Here is a 16025-nt window from a genome sequence, read left to right on the forward strand (position 1 = left end):
CGGAGCGTGGGAACGATCGGCTCACCGGAAGAAAGGCACATCCCCCAACACGGTCGCCCGCTGCATCACCCGCCGCGCCGGGCGGTAATCATCCACCGCGTGATGCTGGGTCACGCGGTTGTCCCAGAACGCGATGTCGTCTTTCTGCCAGCGCCAGCGGATGGTGAACTCCGGCCGTGTGGTGTAGGCGAACAAGAATTTCAGAATCACTTCGCTTTCCGTCTCCGACAGCTCATTGATCTTCGACGTGAACCCTTCATTGACGAACAATGAGCGGCGCCCGCTTACCGGGTGCGTGCGAATTACCGGGTGCGATAACGGCGGGTTCTTGCGTCGGGCTTCTTCCCACTGGACCAAGGCTTCTGGTGTATTGCCATAGCGCTCCAGCGGGAACGAGCGGGTGAAATCGTGAGTGGCGGTCAGCCCTTCGAGCAAGGTTTTCATCGGCGCGGACAGCGCTTCATATGCCGCAATACCACTGGCCCACAGCGTGTCGCCGCCAAACTCCGGCAGCAGTTTGGCGCTGAGCACCGCGCCCATGGCCGGGGTCGGCAGGAAGGTCACGTCGGTGTGCCAGATCGCGTTGTCTCGCACGTCGGTGACGGCAGTGTCGAGGATCAGCACTTCCGGCTGTTCCGGCACGTTCGGGTAGATCGGGTGAATGTGCAGGTCGCCGAAATAGGCGGCGAATCGCGCTTGCTGCTGCGGCTCGATCGGCTGGTCGCGGAAGAACAGCACTTGATGCTTAAGCAGCGCCTGCTCGATAGCGTCGTGTTGTTGCAGGTTCAGCGGCTGGCTGATGTCGATACCGCTGATTTGCGCGCCGAGTGCGGAGCTTAGAGGGACGATGGTCAGGTGGCTCATGGTGTTCTCTTCAATTCTGGGGGCCGTACATGAATTTTGTGAACGACACCGCACCTGTAGGAGCTGCCGAAGGCTGCGATCTTTTGATGTTGAAGAGCAAGATCAAAAGATCGCAGCCTCGTTTCACTCGACAGCTCCTACAGGGTTGATCCAAAAAAGGGGGTATCAAGGCAGTTGCTCCCACATTCAAATGCTTCAGTGAGCCTGGCCGTGCCATGGCACCAGTTTGCGTTGTAGCGCACGCAAGCCCATTTCCATGACGAAGGCGATCAATGCGATCACCAGAATCCCCAACACCACCACATCGGTGACCAGGAATTGCGCGGCCGACTGCACCATGAAGCCCAAACCGCTGGTGGCGGCGATCAATTCAGCGGCCACCAACGTCGACCAACCCACGCCCAGACCAATCCGCACGCCGGTCAAAATGTCCGGCAAGGCACTGGGCAAAATCACATGCCGAATCAACTGCGCCCGAGTCGCGCCCAGCGACTGCGCGGCGCGTAATTTCGCCGGGTCGACCGTGCGTACGCCAGTGGCAGTGGCAATCGCGATCGGCGCGAAGATCGCCAGGTAGATCAGCAGCACTTTTGATAACTCACCGATGCCGCACCAGATCACGATCAGCGGCAGATAAGCCAGCGGCGGAATCGGGCGATAGAACTCGATCAGCGGATCAAGAATGCCGCGAGCGATGCGGTTGTGGCCGATGGCAATGCCCACCGGCACGGCGGTCAGCACGGCGAAACCAAGGCCCAGGCCAATACGGCTGAGGCTCGCGCCCAAGTGCTGCCACAAGGTCGAATCCATGTAGCCGGTGGTCACCAGCAGCCAACCTTTTTGCAGCACGGCGGACGGCGGCGGCAGGAACAGTGGTTCGATCAAACCAGTGGCCGTGACGGCCCACCAGATTGCCAACAACGCGATCAGGGTCAGCACGCTGATCCAGCGCGTGTTCAAACTGCGACGCAGCGGAATTGCCGCCGAGCTCGACTTCACCGTCGCGGCGGGAATTTCATAGGTGCTCATGCGCGCTCCTGCCGCTGGACGGCACTGCGTTGGGAGAACACTTTGGCGAGCACGTGTTCGCGGGTTTCGATAAAGCGTGGATCGGATTTGATTGCCCGCGCAGATTCGCCGGCGGCGTAACGCTGACCGAAGTCCAGGCTCAGACGCTCGACGATTTGCCCGGGGTTGGGTGCCAGCAGAATCAGATCCGTGGCGAGGAACACCGCTTCTTCAATGTCGTGGGTAATCAGGAACACCGGTTTGGCGGTGCGCTGCCAGACTTGCAGCAACAGCTCCTGCATCTGTTCGCGGGTGAAGGCATCGAGGGCACCGAAGGGCTCGTCCATCAGCAAAACCCGAGGGTCTGCTGCGAGGGCGCGAGCGAGGCCGACACGTTGCTTCTGCCCGCCCGAGAGCTGCCAGACTCGGCGGTTTTCGAAACCGGAAAGGTCCACCAGCGCGAGCATTTCCCGGGCGCGCAGTTCACGTTTTTCCCGCGCAATGCCGGCCAGTTCCAGACCGAAGCCAACGTTGGCCAGCACGTCCTGCCAGGGCAGCAGGGCGTCGTTCTGGAACACCACGCCGCGCTCGGCACTCGGGCCTTTGACTGGCACGCCGTCAAGGGTGATGCGCCCGGCAGTGGGCTCGACGAAACCGGCAATCAGGTTCAACAGCGAAGTCTTGCCACTGCCGGACGGGCCGAGGGCGACCAGCAACTGCTGAGGCCCCAGGCTCAGGGAAATATCCGTCAGCACAGGCTCCGCTGCGCCGGGATACTGTGCGCTGATGCGCTCCAGCTGTAGCAAAGCCATCGCGGTTAACTCCTGATCAATTGGTGATGTATTTGGCGCTGACGTACGGCGCGTAGTCCGGCAGCACGGCCTCGACTTTGCCCTGTTCCTTGAGGAACACCGCGGTGTCGGTGATGGCCTTGGTGGTCGGCGCGCCGAGGGTGATTACCTGATCAGCTGCGAGCGGGAAGACGTTGCCTTGCAGCAGCAATGGAATGTCGCTGGCCTTGGCACCGGAAAGCTTCACCAGTTTGTCGACATTGCTTTGGTTGGCGAGCCAGGCTTTCGGGTCTTTACGGTAGTCGGCGTAGGCATCGAGGGTCACTTTGGCGAACGCGGTGACGATTTCCGGGTGCTTCTCGGCGAAATCCTTACGCACGATCCAGGCATCGAAAGTCGGCGCGCCGAACTTGGCCAGTTCGCCCGAGGTGATCAGCACTTTGCCGTTTTCCTTGGCCACACCGAGAGCCGGGTCCCAGACGTAGGTGGCGTCGATATCACCGCGTTTCCACGCAGCAATGATCGCTGGCGGCGCGAGGTTGAGCACGGTGACTTTCGAGGGGTCGATGTTCCAGTGTTTCAGCGCGGCCAGCAGGCTGTAGTGGCCGGTGGAAACGAACGGTACGGCGATTTTCTTGCCGATCAGGTCTTGCGGAGTCTTGATTCCGGAACCGTCGCGAGCGACCAGCGCTTCGGCGGCACCGATCTGGGTGGCGATGAGGAAGGTTTCCACCGGGACTTTGCGGGTAATTGCCGCGGTCAGGGGGCTGGAACCGAGGTAGCCGATTTGCACATCGCCGGAAGCGATGGCGGCAATGATGTCGGCGCCGTTGTCGAATTTGCGCCAGTCGATGTTGGCTTTGGTGGCTTTTTCGTAGGTGCCGTCGGCTTGGGCGACTTTGGCCGGGTCAACGGTGGTCTGGTAGGCGACGGTCACATCTGCCGCCTGAGCCAGGAAACTCGCCGAAGCCAGAAACGCGGCGGCCAGAAGGCGAAGAGGGGAAGTCAGTTTCATCGGGGAGCTCCTTGTCAGGCGACCGAGAGTCGGCGTGAAAAGGAGACTAAATGATATAAGAATCCGAAAATAAATAACTTTTTCGAATTACCTTATGAGCGGAAAATTCTAAGAGAGACCGTTGTGGCGAGGGGGCTTGCCCCCGTTCGGCTGCGAAGCAGTCGTAATGCAGGCGACGCGGTTTACCCGAAATATTGTGTGTGTCGGTTTTGGGACTGCTCCGCAGTCCAACGGGGGCAAGCCCCCTCGCCACAGGGGGGCTGCTCTGGCAGTTTAGTTGCTGATCGCCAGAATACTCGCCTGATACGACCCGACAAACACATCGAAATCGCCAACTTCGTTCTGTTCCAGCTCCATCTGCTGAGCCAACGACGAACGCGCCAATTCTTCAAATCTAGCCTGTTCTTCGCTTGAAAGCGGCTCGCTACGGAAAAATTCCGCGTGCACCTGACTCTGACGCAAAGAGAACTGAGCAAAGCTTTCCTTGTGCTCGGCCATCGCTGCCAACACCTGCGCCGATGGCGTCAGGGACGAATCCTTGACCTTGGCCAGTTGTGCGTCCAGCGCCTTGCTGTGAGCATCGCCGCCATGGCTTTGATCCAGCAATGCCGCTAATGGCGCAATTTTTTCCAGCAATTCGCCGGCCCATTCTTTCAGGTCTACCGGGTGCCCGTCGCGTTGCAACTGCAGGCCCGGACGACGACCTTCCTTGACCACGCTGAGAAAGTTCGAGGTCGCGTTACCGCAGCTGGTACTGGTCAGCAGCGGGCTGTCGTTCAGCGCGCAATACAACAGGAACGCATCAAGGAACCGCGACTCGGTGAGGTCGATGCCCATCGGCAGGAACGGGTTGATGTCCAGGCAGCGTACTTCGACGTACTGAATGCCACGGGCCACCAGCGCCTGGATCGGCCGTTCGCCGGTGTAGGTCACGCGTTTCGGGCGGATGTTGGAGTAGTACTCGTTTTCGATCTGCAGGATGTTGGTGTTGAGCTGAACCCACTCGCCGTCCTGGTGCGTACCGACTTCGACGTACGCCGGATACGGCGTGGCCACCGCTTTGCGCAGGCTGTCGGTGTAGCTGGTCAGATCGTTGTAGCACGGCGTCAGACCGGCCTGGGCGTTGCTCTGGTAACCCAGGTCGCTCATGCGCAGGCTGGTGGCGTACGGCAGGTACAACGTGTCCGGGTCCAGCTGTTCCAACTGATGCGAGCGACCGCGCAGGAAACCGGCGTCCAGCGCAGGCGAGGCACCGAACAGGTACATCAGCAGCCAGCTGTAGCGACGGAAGTTGCGGATCAGCGCGATGTAGGCCGACGACTGATAGTCGCGGTCGGTGCCGTCAAAGCCCTCAGCCTCTTTAAGCAGCGGCCAGAGCTTTTCCGGCAGGGAAAAGTTGTAGTGGATCCCGGCGATGCACTGCATGGTCTTGCCGTAACGCAGAGCCAGGCCCTTGCGATAGACGTACTTGAGCTGACCGATGTTGGAGGTGCCGTAATAAGCGATCGGGATGTCTTCCTCGGCCGGCAACGGGCACGGCATCGATGGACTCCACAGGTACTCATTGCCGAGCTTGCTGTAGGCAAACCGGTGAATTTTGTCCAGGCTCGCCAGCGTATCCGCCGGGTCTGGCAGAGCTGGCGTGATGAATTCCAACAGCGACTCGGAATAGTCAGTGGTGATTTGTTCATTGGTCAGCGCGGAACCCAATGCTTCAGGGTGCGGCGTTTGCGCCAGGCGCCCTTCGCCTGTCACGCGCAGGCATTCACGTTCGATGCCGTGAAGGCACTGTTCGAGCAGAGAGAGGTTAGCGCGCTCGCCAAGCAGAGCCAGGCGGCGGTTGAGAAGTTCGCTCAAGTTGGATTCCTTCACGCGTCAGTCGCCCCAATATGGGGGTGGGCAAGACGGTCTACAAGGGTGAAGTTAAAACTGGCGTTTTCGCCTGGTTTTCGGGCCTGACAGGCCATATGCCGATTATTCAAGAACTGCACGATCCCTGTGGGAGCGGGCTTGCCCGCGATGAGGGAGTGTCAGTCACCGTTTATGTCGTCTGACACACCGCCATCGCGGGCAAGCCCGCTCCCACAGGTTGCTTTGCGTTGAAATTAACTCAAATTGATGGCTTCTAGCTACAGGACAGCGAACGTGCCTTGTGCTTTTGCGACGAGTTTGTCGCCTTGCATCACATCGGCTTCGACCACCAGCGTGCGGCGGCCCGGATGGATCACCCGGGCCGTGCACATCACCTCACCGTCAGCGACGGCGCGGATGTAGTTGATCTTGCACTCGATGGTTGCGCTCTGCTGGTCAAAGCCGTGGGTGCTGGAACAGGCCAGCCCCATGGCAATGTCCACCAGACTGAACAAAGCGCCGCCATGCAGCTTGCCGCCGCGATTGCGCAGTTCTGGCTCAAGCGCCAGGGCGACTTGCGCCACCCCGGTTTCCAGACTGTGCAAGCGACACCCCAGCAGCTTGAAAAACGCGCTTTCGGTCAAGCCGACCGGGATCTCCATCAGCGTTTTTTCAACTGTTTGGCGTTAGCGAACAGCGAGGCCATGGCGTTGTTGGCCGGGGCTGCTGCCGTGGTTTCCTTGCGCGGTGCGGTGTTCTGGGATTGGCGTGGTGCCGAACCTGGACGCGCACCGCGAGCACCGTCGATCTTCTCGCCCGGGGTGTCGCTCATGCGCATCGACAGGCCAACGCGTTTGCGCGGGATGTCGACTTCCATGACTTTCACCTTGACTACATCACCGGCCTTCACCGCTTCGCGCGGATCCTTGATGAACTTCTCCGACAGCGCGGAGATGTGCACCAAACCGTCCTGATGCACGCCGATGTCGACGAACGCGCCGAAGTTGGTCACGTTGGTCACCACACCTTCGAGGATCATCCCCAGTTGCAGGTCCTTGAGGTCTTCGACGCCTTCCTGGAACTCGGCGGTCTTGAACTCGGGACGTGGGTCGCGACCGGGTTTTTCCAGCTCTTGCAGGATGTCGGTGACCGTCGGCAGACCGAACGTTTCGTCGGTGTACTTCTTCGGATCGAGACGCTTGAGGAAGCTCGCGTCGCCGATCAGCGAGCGAATGTCACGGTCGGTTTCAGCGGCAATGCGCTGCACCAGCGGATAGGCTTCCGGGTGAACCGCGGACGAATCCAATGGATTGTCGCCATTCATCACGCGCAGGAAGCCCGCCGCCTGTTCGAAGGTTTTTTCACCCAGACGCGCGACTTTCTTCAGCGCCGCACGGGTTTTGAACGCGCCGTGCTCGTCGCGGTGGCTGACGATGTTCTGCGCCAGGGTCGCGTTGAGGCCGGAGATACGGGCCAGCAGCGCCACGGAGGCAGTGTTGACGTCGACGCCCACGGCGTTCACGCAGTCCTCGACCACCGCGTCCAGGCCGCGTGCCAGTTTCAGCTGCGACACGTCGTGCTGGTACTGGCCGACGCCGATGGATTTCGGATCGATCTTCACCAGCTCAGCCAGCGGATCCTGCAAGCGACGGGCAATCGACACCGCGCCACGGATCGATACGTCGAGATCCGGGAATTCCTTGGAGGCCAGTTCCGACGCCGAGTACACCGATGCACCGGCCTCGGAGACCATGACCTTGGTCATCTTCATCGCTGGATACTTTTTGATCAGCTCAGCGGCGAGCTTGTCGGTTTCACGGCTGGCGGTGCCGTTGCCGATGGCGATCAGGTCGACCGAATGCTTGGCGCACAGGGCGGCGAGCACAGCGAGGGTCTGGTCCCACTTGTTGTGCGGCACGTGCGGGTAAACCGTGGCGTGATCCAGCAGCTTGCCGGTGGCATCGACTACGGCGACCTTGCAACCGGTGCGCAGGCCCGGGTCGAGGCCCAGGGTGGCGCGCGGGCCGGCCGGGGCCGACAGCAGCAAGTCGTGCAGGTTGTGCGCGAACACGTTGATCGCTTCGGTTTCCGCGCCGTCGCGCAGCTCGCCCAGCAGGTCGGTTTCCAGGTGGGTGTAGAGCTTGACCTTCCAGGTCCAGCGCACCACTTCGCCCAGCCATTTGTCGGCGGCACGGTTCTGGTTCTGGATGCCGAATTGCTGGCCGATCATGCCTTCGCACGGGTGCATGGTGCCCGGCAGTTCATCGCCGACTTTCAGTGCGGAGCTGAGAATGCCTTCGTTGCGGCCACGAAAAATCGCCAGCGCACGGTGCGATGGCATGCTTTTCAGCGGTTCGTCGTGTTCGAAATAGTCGCGGAACTTGGCGCCTTCCTCTTCCTTGCCAGCGATCACGCGGGCACTGAGGGTGGCTTCCTGCTTGAGGTAGCTGCGCAACTTGTCCAGCAGGCCCGCGTCTTCGGCGAAGCGCTCCATGAGGATGTACTTGGCGCCTTCAAGGGCGGCTTTAACATCGGCCACGCCTTTTTCGGCGTCGATGAAGCGCGCGGCTTCGGCTTCAGGGTTCAGGGTCGGGTCGTTGAACAGGCCGTCGGCCAGCGCGCCGAGGCCGGCTTCCAGGGCGATCTGGCCCTTGGTGCGGCGCTTCTGCTTGTACGGCAGGTACAAGTCTTCGAGACGGGTCTTGGTGTCGGCGAGTTTGATGTCGCGTTCGAGTTGCGGGGTCAGTTTGCCCTGCTCTTGAATGCTGGCGAGGATGCTGATCCGCCGTTCGTCGAGTTCTCGCAGGTAGCGCAGACGCTCTTCCAGATGACGCAACTGGATGTCATCGAGGCTGCCGGTCACTTCTTTCCGGTAGCGGGCGATGAAGGGAACGGTAGAGCCTTCATCGAGTAGCGCGACGGCCGCTTCGACCTGTTGTGGGCGTACACCGAGTTCCTCGGCGATGCGGCTGTTGATGCTGTCCATAAAACCACCTGACAAATTGTGAAAGCAGGCTCGCAGGCGCAGAGATAAGGGCTCGGCGAGTCTGGTTGAGCGGCCTGGCGTGCGCCGCTACCTGAGCCAACAGGCTTCCCGTTGACCCGTGAAATCGAACAATTACTGCCAGCGCCATGAAAAAAAAGCGGCTGCTTACAGTAACGATCAGACGTTGCCTGACACAAAAGGCCGCGCATTATAACCAGCGTTCTGTCCATTCGGGGGCATCGCGGGTTGTAGGCACAATGCCCGGTTTTCTGGCGGGGAAGGAAAAATCTGCTAACAATGCACACGGTGCGTATAACGGCAGCTACGCCATAATGCGCGCCGAGATCAAAGGAGCATCCAATGAGCAGCACTGCAAACATTGCTGAAGGCGAAAAAATTCTTATTGTTGACGACGATCCTGGGCTGAGCAGCCTGCTGGAACGTTTTTTCGTCAGCAAGGGCTACCGTGCCCGCGCCGTACCGAACACCGAACAAATGGACCGCCTGCTGGCGCGTGAAGTGTTCAACCTGGTCGTCCTCGACCTGATGCTGCCCGGCGAAGACGGCCTGACCGCTTGCCGCCGCCTGCGCACGGCGAACAATCAGATTCCGATCATCATGCTGACCGCCAAGGGCGATGAGCTTAGCCGCATCAAGGGCCTCGAACTGGGCGCCGACGATTACCTGGCCAAGCCGTTCAACCCGGACGAGCTGATGGCTCGGGTCAAAGCGGTTCTGCGTCGTCAGGCGGCACCGGTGCCAGGCGCTCCGGGCAGCGAAGACGAAAGCGTGACCTTCGGTGACTACGAACTGTCCCTGGCCACCCGCGAACTCAAGCGCGGCGACGAAGTGCACATGCTCACCACCGGTGAGTTTGCGGTACTCAAGGCGCTGGTCATGAACGCGCGTCAGCCACTGACTCGCGACAAACTGATGAACCTGGCCCGTGGCCGCGAGTGGGATGCCCTTGAGCGTTCCATCGACGTGCAGATTTCCCGTCTGCGCCGGATGATCGAGCCCGATCCGTCCAAACCACGCTACATCCAGACCGTCTGGGGCGTGGGTTACGTGTTCGTTCCGGATGGCGCCGCCACGAAGTGATTGGTGATTTGTAGGCGCGGGTCTTGCGGGCAAGGGGTTAGATGACCTTTCCCGCAGACCCGTGATCCGCAATATGCGAGCATGCTCGCTCCTGCAAGTGTGTAGCGGTTACCCATGAAAACCCCTGTTTGGTTCCCCCAGAGCTTCTTCTCCCGCACCCTGTGGCTGGTGCTGATCGTCGTCCTGTTCTCCAAGGCGCTGACCCTGGTTTATCTGTTGATGAACGAAGATGTGCTGGTGGATCGCCAATACAGCCACGGCGTCGCCCTGACGCTACGTGCCTATTGGGCCGCCGACGAAGAAAACCGCACCAAAATCGCCGATGCCGCGACCCTCATCCGGGTGGTGGGTGCCGGTGTGCCGGAAGGCGAACAGCACTGGCCCTACAGCGAGATCTACCAACGACAAATGCAGGCCGAACTGGGTGCCGACACCGAAGTGCGATTACGCATGCACTCACCACCGGCGCTGTGGGTCCGGGCGCCCAGCCTGGGCGATGGTTGGCTGAAAGTGCCGCTGTACCCGCATCCGTTGCGCGGCCAGAAAATCTGGAACGTGCTCGGCTGGTTCCTCGCCATTGGTCTGCTGTCCACCGCCTCGGCGTGGATCTTCGTCAGCCAGCTCAATCAACCGCTGAAACGTCTGGTCTATGCCGCGAGGCAACTGGGTCAGGGCCGCAGCGTGCGCCTGCCAATCAGCGATACACCGAGCGAGATGACCGAGGTTTATCGCGCCTTCAACCAGATGGCTGAAGACGTCGAACAGGCCGGGCGCGAACGCGAACTGATGCTAGCCGGGGTCTCCCACGACCTGCGCACGCCACTGACCCGTTTGCGGCTGTCCCTGGAGCTAATGGGTGACCACAGCGACCTGACAGACGACATGATCCGCGACATCGAAGATATGGACGCGATTCTGGATCAGTTCCTGGCGTTCATTCGTGACGGGCGTGACGAGTCGGTGGAAGAAGTGGACCTGAGCGATCTGGTTCGCGAAGTCGCCGCGCCGTACAACCAGAACGAAGAGAAAGTGCACTTGCGCCTGGAACCGATCCAGCCGTTCCCGTTGCGTCGGGTGTCGATGAAGCGGCTGCTGAACAACCTGATCGGCAATGCTCTGCATCACGCCGGCAGCGGCGTCGAAGTGGCGGCCTATGTGTCCGGGGATACCAGTGCGCCGTATGTGGTGCTGAGCGTCATGGACCGTGGCGCGGGGATCGATCCGTCGGAACTGGAGGCGATCTTCAACCCGTTCACCCGTGGCGATCGGGCCCGGGGCGGGAAGGGGACCGGGTTGGGGTTGGCGATCGTGAAGCGGATTGCTTCGATGCATGGCGGAAATGTCGAGTTGCGCAATCGGTCCGGTGGTGGGCTGGAAGCGCGGGTGCGGTTGCCGCTTGGATTGATGTTGCCAAGGGATGCGGTTTAACGGCTGAAAAGATCGCAGCCTCGCTCCGCTCGACAGCTCCTACAGAAAAATGCGATCCCCCTGTAGGAGCTGTCGAGCGAAGCGAGGCTGCGATCTTTCAGGCTCAACCCTTCCCTTTGGTCCGAGTCATATTCGGCCCGCCATTCTTCTCCAGATGCTCAATGATGATCCCCGCCACGTTCTTCCCGGTGGTGGTTTCAATCCCTTCAAGCCCCGGCGATGAGTTCACTTCCATCACCAGTGGCCCATGATTGGAGCGCAGGATATCCACCCCCGCCACCGCCAACCCCATGACCTTCGCCGCACGCAACGCGGTCATGCGTTCTTCCGGCGTGATCTTGATCAGGCTCGCACTGCCACCGCGATGCAGGTTGGAGCGAAACTCCCCCGGCTTGGCCTGGCGTTTCATGGCCGCGATCACCTTGTCGCCGACCACGAAACAACGAATGTCCGCACCGCCGGCTTCCTTGATGTATTCCTGAACCATGATGTTCTGCTTCAGGCCCATGAACGCCTCGATCACCGATTCCGCCGCCGTCGCTGTTTCACACAGCACCACACCGATGCCCTGGGTGCCTTCCAGCACCTTGATCACCAGCGGCGCGCCATTGACCATCTCGATCAAGTCGGGAATGTCATCCGGGGAGTGGGCAAAACCGGTGACCGGCAAACCGATTCCCCGGCGTGACAACAATTGCAACGAGCGCAGTTTGTCTCGCGAACGAGCGATGGCCACCGATTCGTTGAGCGGAAACACCCCCATCATTTCGAACTGGCGCAGCACCGCGCAGCCATAAAACGTCACCGATGCGCCGATCCGCGGGATCACTGCATCGAAACCCTCCAGCGGTTTGCCACGGTAGTGGATCTGCGGCTTGTGGCTGGCAATGTTCATGTAGGCGCGCAGGGTGTCGATCACCACCATTTCATGGCCACGCTCCATACCGGCTTCGACCAGACGACGGGTGGAATACAGACGCGGGTTCCGCGACAGCACAGCGATCTTCATGCAACACCTGTGGAGAAGGTAGATACCGGGAACACCGGCTTGTCTTGTACATATTTAATGCCCGGATTGACCACCAACTGGCCATCGATCAGGGCTTTGGAACCGAGTAACAGGCGATAACGCATGGACTTGCGGCAGGCGAGGGTGAATTCGACCCGCCAGACCCGATCACCGAGGGCCAGGGTGGTGCTGACCACATAGCGCATCTGCGCATGGCCATTGGAGCTTTTAATGGTTTTCCTCGTTACCAGCGGGGCTTCGCAGCGCCGGTGCCGCAGTTGCACCACCGTGCCCAGGTGCGCGGTAAAGCGCACCCACTGTTCCCCATCGCGCTCGAACGGCTCGATGTCGGTGGCGTGCAAACTGGAGGTGCTGGCGCCGGTGTCGATTTTTGCCCGAAGGCCCGCGACTCCCAAATCCGGGAGCGCCACCCACTCGCGCAGACCGATAACGGTCAAATGGTCAAATGTCTTCAAAAGTGCTCAACCGGCAAAAACCGCTCAGACCGCGTGCGGCCGAATTCGCGGTATTCACGCAGAATAATGGGTAAAAGGCGACAGATATCTACTGCCCGAATTTCCATCCCTCAATGTGCGAGGGAATGCCTGCATTCTAATCCACAGCGTGGTGATTCATGGCACGACAGAAACGGTAGTACAGTTCATCGATATTTCAGAATGAGGTCATCCAATGGCACAAAAAAGCGAAGAGGACGACAAGGTCCGTCTCGATAAATGGTTGTGGGCCGCGCGTTTTTATAAAACACGAGCCTTGGCCAAGGCCGCGATTGAGAGTGGCAAGGTGCATTGCCGGGGCGAGCGCTGCAAGCCAGGCAAGGAACCGAGGGTCGGCGATGAGTTTCAGATTCGCACCGGCTTCGAGGAGCGTACGGTGGTAGTCCAGGCGCTGTCGATCGTGCGCCGTGGCGCGCCGGAGGCTCAGGCCCTGTATGCCGAAACCGAAGCCAGCGTCGCCATACGTGAAGCGGCTGCGGCCATGCGCAAGGCCGGGGCGTTGGGCGTGAGCACCGATGGCAAACCGAGCAAGAAGCAGCGCCGGGATCTGTTCAAGTTTCGCGGTAACAGCAACGACGAGTAGTGATCGCCGTCGGGCGCAGACTTGCAATCGCGCACCCGTGCAGCCATATGGGTGTACTCGACGCGGCGAAATGAAAACGCCGTTCGTCGAAAAGCGAGGTTTGACCTTGCTTGGAACAGCCCCGGATTGTTCATAAAATGCCCTTACGGCTGAACCTTGCCCGCCCCAAAAAGCGGAAATGGCGCGATTTTCTTTTTTTGTCACCCTTTCAGATACCCAGACCTATGACCAATCTATCGGATAACGACTACACCCAACGCTTCATCTTCGATGACAGCGACACCCGCGGCGAGCTGGTTGGGTTGGAGCGTAGCTATGCCGAAGTCCTCGCCAAACACGCCTATCCGGAGCCGGTCGCACAACTGCTGGGCGAGCTGATGGCGGCGGCAGCGTTGCTGGTTGGCACCTTGAAGTTCGATGGCTTGCTGATTCTGCAGGCCCGTTCCGAAGGCCCGGTGCCGTTGCTGATGATCGAGTGCTCCAGTGAGCGTGAAATCCGCGGCCTGGCGCGTTACGAAGCCGACAAGATTGCCCCCGACGCGACCTTCGCCGACCTGATGCCCAATGGCGTGCTGGCGCTGACTGTCGACCCGACTCAGGGCCAGCGTTACCAAGGCATCGTCGACCTCGACGGCGAAACTCTCTCGGAGTGCTTCACTAACTACTTCGTCATGTCTCAGCAGGTCGGCACGCGCTTCTGGCTCTACGCCGATGGCCGTCGTGCTCGTGGCTTGTTGCTGCAGCAATTGCCTGCCGACCGTCTGAAAGACGAAGAAGAACGCGCCGCCAGTTGGCAGCACATCACCGCCCTGGCCAGCACGCTGACGGCCGATGAATTGCTGAGCCTGGACAACGAAACCGTGCTCCATCGCCTCTATCATGAAGAACAGGTTCGCCTGTTTGACGTGCAGAACCTGCGTTTCCATTGCAGCTGCTCTCGGGAACGCTCGGGCAATGCGTTGGTCAGTTTGGGTCTGGATGATGCCCAGGCACTCGTTATCGAACACGGTGGCGCCGTGGAGATCGATTGCCAGTTTTGCAACGAACGTTACCTGTTCGACGCGGCCGATATCACCCAATTGTTTGCGGGTGCAGGGGTCGATACGCCGTCAGATACCCGTCACTAAAACGTTTCAGTGCAGGTAAATTCACTGCTTTGCGCCGGAATAACGCCGTTCTGACGGGAGGGCCCTACACTTTTTGGGCTTTTCTGGCATAATCCGGCCCACTTTTTTCGCGGTAGTAGTGCACGACTTTCTACTACAAAACGTTTGGAGCACTCGGCCACTGGCCGACGGGGAACCTCATGACGCAAGCCAATAACGCCGTGTACACCGATCTGAGTGTTGATGATCTGGTTAAAGAAGCCCTGAATCGCGGTGAAGGCGAGCTTGCCGATACCGGCGCGCTGGTTGTTCGCACCGGTCACCGTACCGGCCGTTCGCCAGTCGATCGTTTCATCGTTGAAGAGCCGACCACCCAGGACGCCATCGCCTGGGGCCCGATCAACCGCAAGTTCCCGGCCGACAAGTTCGATGCCCTGTGGGCTCGCGTCGAGGCCTTCAACAACGCGCAAGAGCATTTCGTTTCCCACGTGCACGTAGGTGCTGCCGAAGAGCACTACCTGGCCGTGAAGATGACCACCCAGACTGCCTGGCAGAACCTGTTCGGTCGTTGCCTATTCATCAACCCGGCCCAGTACAACCCGGCTGGTCGTGACGAGTGGCAGGTCCTCAACGTTGCCAACTTCGAATGTGTTCCAGAGCGTGACGGTACCAACTCCGATGGTTGCGTGATCCTCAACTTCGCCCAGAAGAAAGTGCTGATTGCCGGCATGCGCTACGCCGGTGAAATGAAGAAAGCCATGTTCTCGGTGCAGAACTTCCTGCTGCCGGCCGCCGACGTGCTGCCAATGCACTGCGCTGCCAACATCGGCGAAGCGGGCGACGTGACCCTGTTCTTCGGCCTGTCCGGCACCGGCAAAACCACCCTGTCCGCCGATGAAAGCCGTTACCTGATCGGTGACGACGAGCACGGCTGGGGCGAGGGCGTGGTGTTCAACATCGAAGGCGGTTGCTATGCCAAGTGCATCGACCTGTCCGAGAAGAACGAGCCGGTCATCTGGAAAGCCATCAAGCACGGCGCAGTCCTGGAAAACGTTGTGCTGGACGACGCCAAGAAAGCTGACTACGCCGACGGCAGCCTGACCCAGAACAGCCGCGCAGCCTACCCGCTGGAGCACGTCGAGAAGCGTTCCGAGAAGAACCTCGGTGGCGAGCCAAACGCTGTGATCTTCCTGACCTGCGACCTGACCGGCGTCCTGCCGCCAGTCTCGATCCTCAGCGAAGAACAAGCGGCCTACCACTTCCTGTCCGGCTACACCGCACTGGTGGGCTCGACCGAAATGGGTTCCGGCAGCGGCATCAAGTCGACCTTCTCCACCTGCTTCGGCGCACCGTTCTTCCCGCGTCCGGCTGGCGAATACGCCGAACTGCTGATCAAACGCATCCGCGGCTTCGGCTCCAAGGTCTACCTGGTCAACACCGGCTGGACTGGCGGCGGCTACGGCGTCGGTAAGCGCTTCAACATCCCGACCACTCGTGGTGTGATCGCAGCGATCCAGAGCGGCGCGTTGATCGGTGCTGAGACTGAACACCTAGACACCATCAACCTGGACGTGCCGTTGGCTGTGCCGGGCGTTGAGACTGGCCTGTTGAACCCACGTAACACCTGGGCTGACAAGGCTGCTTATGATGAAGCTGCTAAAGCGTTGGCTGGGTTGTTTGTTGAGAACTTCAAGAAGTTTGAAGTGAGCGATGCGATCAAGGCTGCTGGGCCGAAGTTGTAAGTGTTGGTTTGATGTAATGAGAAAGC

The 16025-nt window shown here is 60.1% G+C and carries 14 protein-coding genes; 5 read left to right on the plus strand and 9 right to left on the minus strand.

The annotated features are described in order from the left end of the window. Positions 1-21 precede the first annotated feature (21 nt). The 7 genes from tauD to TU81_RS15970 form a co-directional block, all read right to left on the minus strand. Complete coding sequence (gene tauD, locus TU81_RS15940) at positions 22-864, minus strand: taurine dioxygenase (RefSeq protein WP_048396017.1); 843 nt, start codon at positions 862-864, stop codon at positions 22-24. Positions 865-1059: 195 nt separating this feature from the next. Then, entirely contained in the window at positions 1060-1893 is an 834-nt protein-coding gene (tauC, locus tag TU81_RS15945; RefSeq protein WP_048396018.1) for a taurine ABC transporter permease TauC, read from the minus strand. Further along, a complete protein-coding gene (gene tauB / locus TU81_RS15950) occupies positions 1890-2684 on the minus strand; it encodes a taurine ABC transporter ATP-binding subunit (protein ID WP_038978489.1) in 795 nt (264 codons plus the stop codon). Before tauB ends, tauC begins: the two co-directional genes overlap by 4 nt. A gap of 16 nt (positions 2685-2700) precedes the next feature. Continuing rightward, on the minus strand, positions 2701-3678 hold the full coding sequence (gene tauA / locus TU81_RS15955) for a taurine ABC transporter substrate-binding protein (protein WP_038978490.1): 978 nt from the start codon (positions 3676-3678) through the stop codon (positions 2701-2703). 273 nt (positions 3679-3951) lie between these two features. Further along, on the minus strand, positions 3952-5535 hold the full coding sequence (gene gshA, locus TU81_RS15960; protein WP_038978491.1) for a glutamate--cysteine ligase: 1584 nt from the start codon (positions 5533-5535) through the stop codon (positions 3952-3954). Positions 5536-5807: 272 nt separating this feature from the next. Beyond that, positions 5808-6191 (minus strand): PaaI family thioesterase, encoded by a 384-nt coding sequence (locus tag TU81_RS15965; protein WP_050681815.1) that lies wholly within the window; start codon positions 6189-6191, stop codon positions 5808-5810. Further along, on the minus strand, positions 6191-8515 hold the full coding sequence (locus TU81_RS15970) for a Tex family protein (RefSeq protein ID WP_038978492.1): 2325 nt from the start codon (positions 8513-8515) through the stop codon (positions 6191-6193). The genes TU81_RS15965 and TU81_RS15970 overlap by 1 nt, the downstream gene beginning before the upstream one ends. 360 nt (positions 8516-8875) lie before the next feature. Between TU81_RS15970 and ompR the strand changes: the two genes are divergently transcribed. Then, positions 8876-9616 carry an osmolarity response regulator transcription factor OmpR gene (gene ompR, locus TU81_RS15975; protein ID WP_007903084.1) on the plus strand — a complete coding sequence of 247 codons (741 nt, stop codon included), beginning with the start codon at positions 8876-8878 and terminating at the stop codon, positions 9614-9616. A 114-nt stretch (positions 9617-9730) separates the two neighbouring features. After that, positions 9731-11044 (plus strand): ATP-binding protein, encoded by a 1314-nt coding sequence (locus TU81_RS15980; protein ID WP_038978493.1) that lies wholly within the window; start codon positions 9731-9733, stop codon positions 11042-11044. 103 nt (positions 11045-11147) lie between these two features. Here TU81_RS15980 and rimK read toward each other — a convergent pair whose 3' ends face one another. Both rimK and rimB read right to left on the minus strand, forming a co-directional pair. Further along, complete coding sequence (rimK, locus tag TU81_RS15985; RefSeq protein WP_008005189.1) at positions 11148-12053, minus strand: 30S ribosomal protein S6--L-glutamate ligase; 906 nt, start codon at positions 12051-12053, stop codon at positions 11148-11150. Beyond that, complete coding sequence (gene rimB / locus TU81_RS15990) at positions 12050-12529, minus strand: retropepsin-like aspartic endopeptidase RimB (protein WP_007903080.1); 480 nt, start codon at positions 12527-12529, stop codon at positions 12050-12052. The genes rimK and rimB overlap by 4 nt, the downstream gene beginning before the upstream one ends. A gap of 214 nt (positions 12530-12743) precedes the next feature. On the opposite strand from rimB, the gene TU81_RS15995 reads away from it, so the two are divergent. The 3 genes from TU81_RS15995 (at position 12744) to TU81_RS16005 (ending at position 15999) form a co-directional block, all read left to right on the plus strand. Further along, a complete protein-coding gene (locus tag TU81_RS15995; RefSeq protein ID WP_048396019.1) occupies positions 12744-13151 on the plus strand; it encodes an RNA-binding S4 domain-containing protein in 408 nt (135 codons plus the stop codon). A 224-nt stretch (positions 13152-13375) separates the two neighbouring features. After that, positions 13376-14278 carry an Hsp33 family molecular chaperone HslO gene (hslO, locus tag TU81_RS16000; RefSeq protein WP_048396020.1) on the plus strand — a complete coding sequence of 301 codons (903 nt, stop codon included), beginning with the start codon at positions 13376-13378 and terminating at the stop codon, positions 14276-14278. Between the two features lie 179 nt (positions 14279-14457). After that, positions 14458-15999 (plus strand): phosphoenolpyruvate carboxykinase, encoded by a 1542-nt coding sequence (locus tag TU81_RS16005; RefSeq protein ID WP_048396021.1) that lies wholly within the window; start codon positions 14458-14460, stop codon positions 15997-15999. The last annotated feature ends 26 nt before the right edge of the window (positions 16000-16025 follow it).

It is taken from the genome of Pseudomonas lini (genome assembly GCF_001042905.1).
Taxonomy (GTDB): domain Bacteria; phylum Pseudomonadota; class Gammaproteobacteria; order Pseudomonadales; family Pseudomonadaceae; genus Aquipseudomonas; species Aquipseudomonas lini.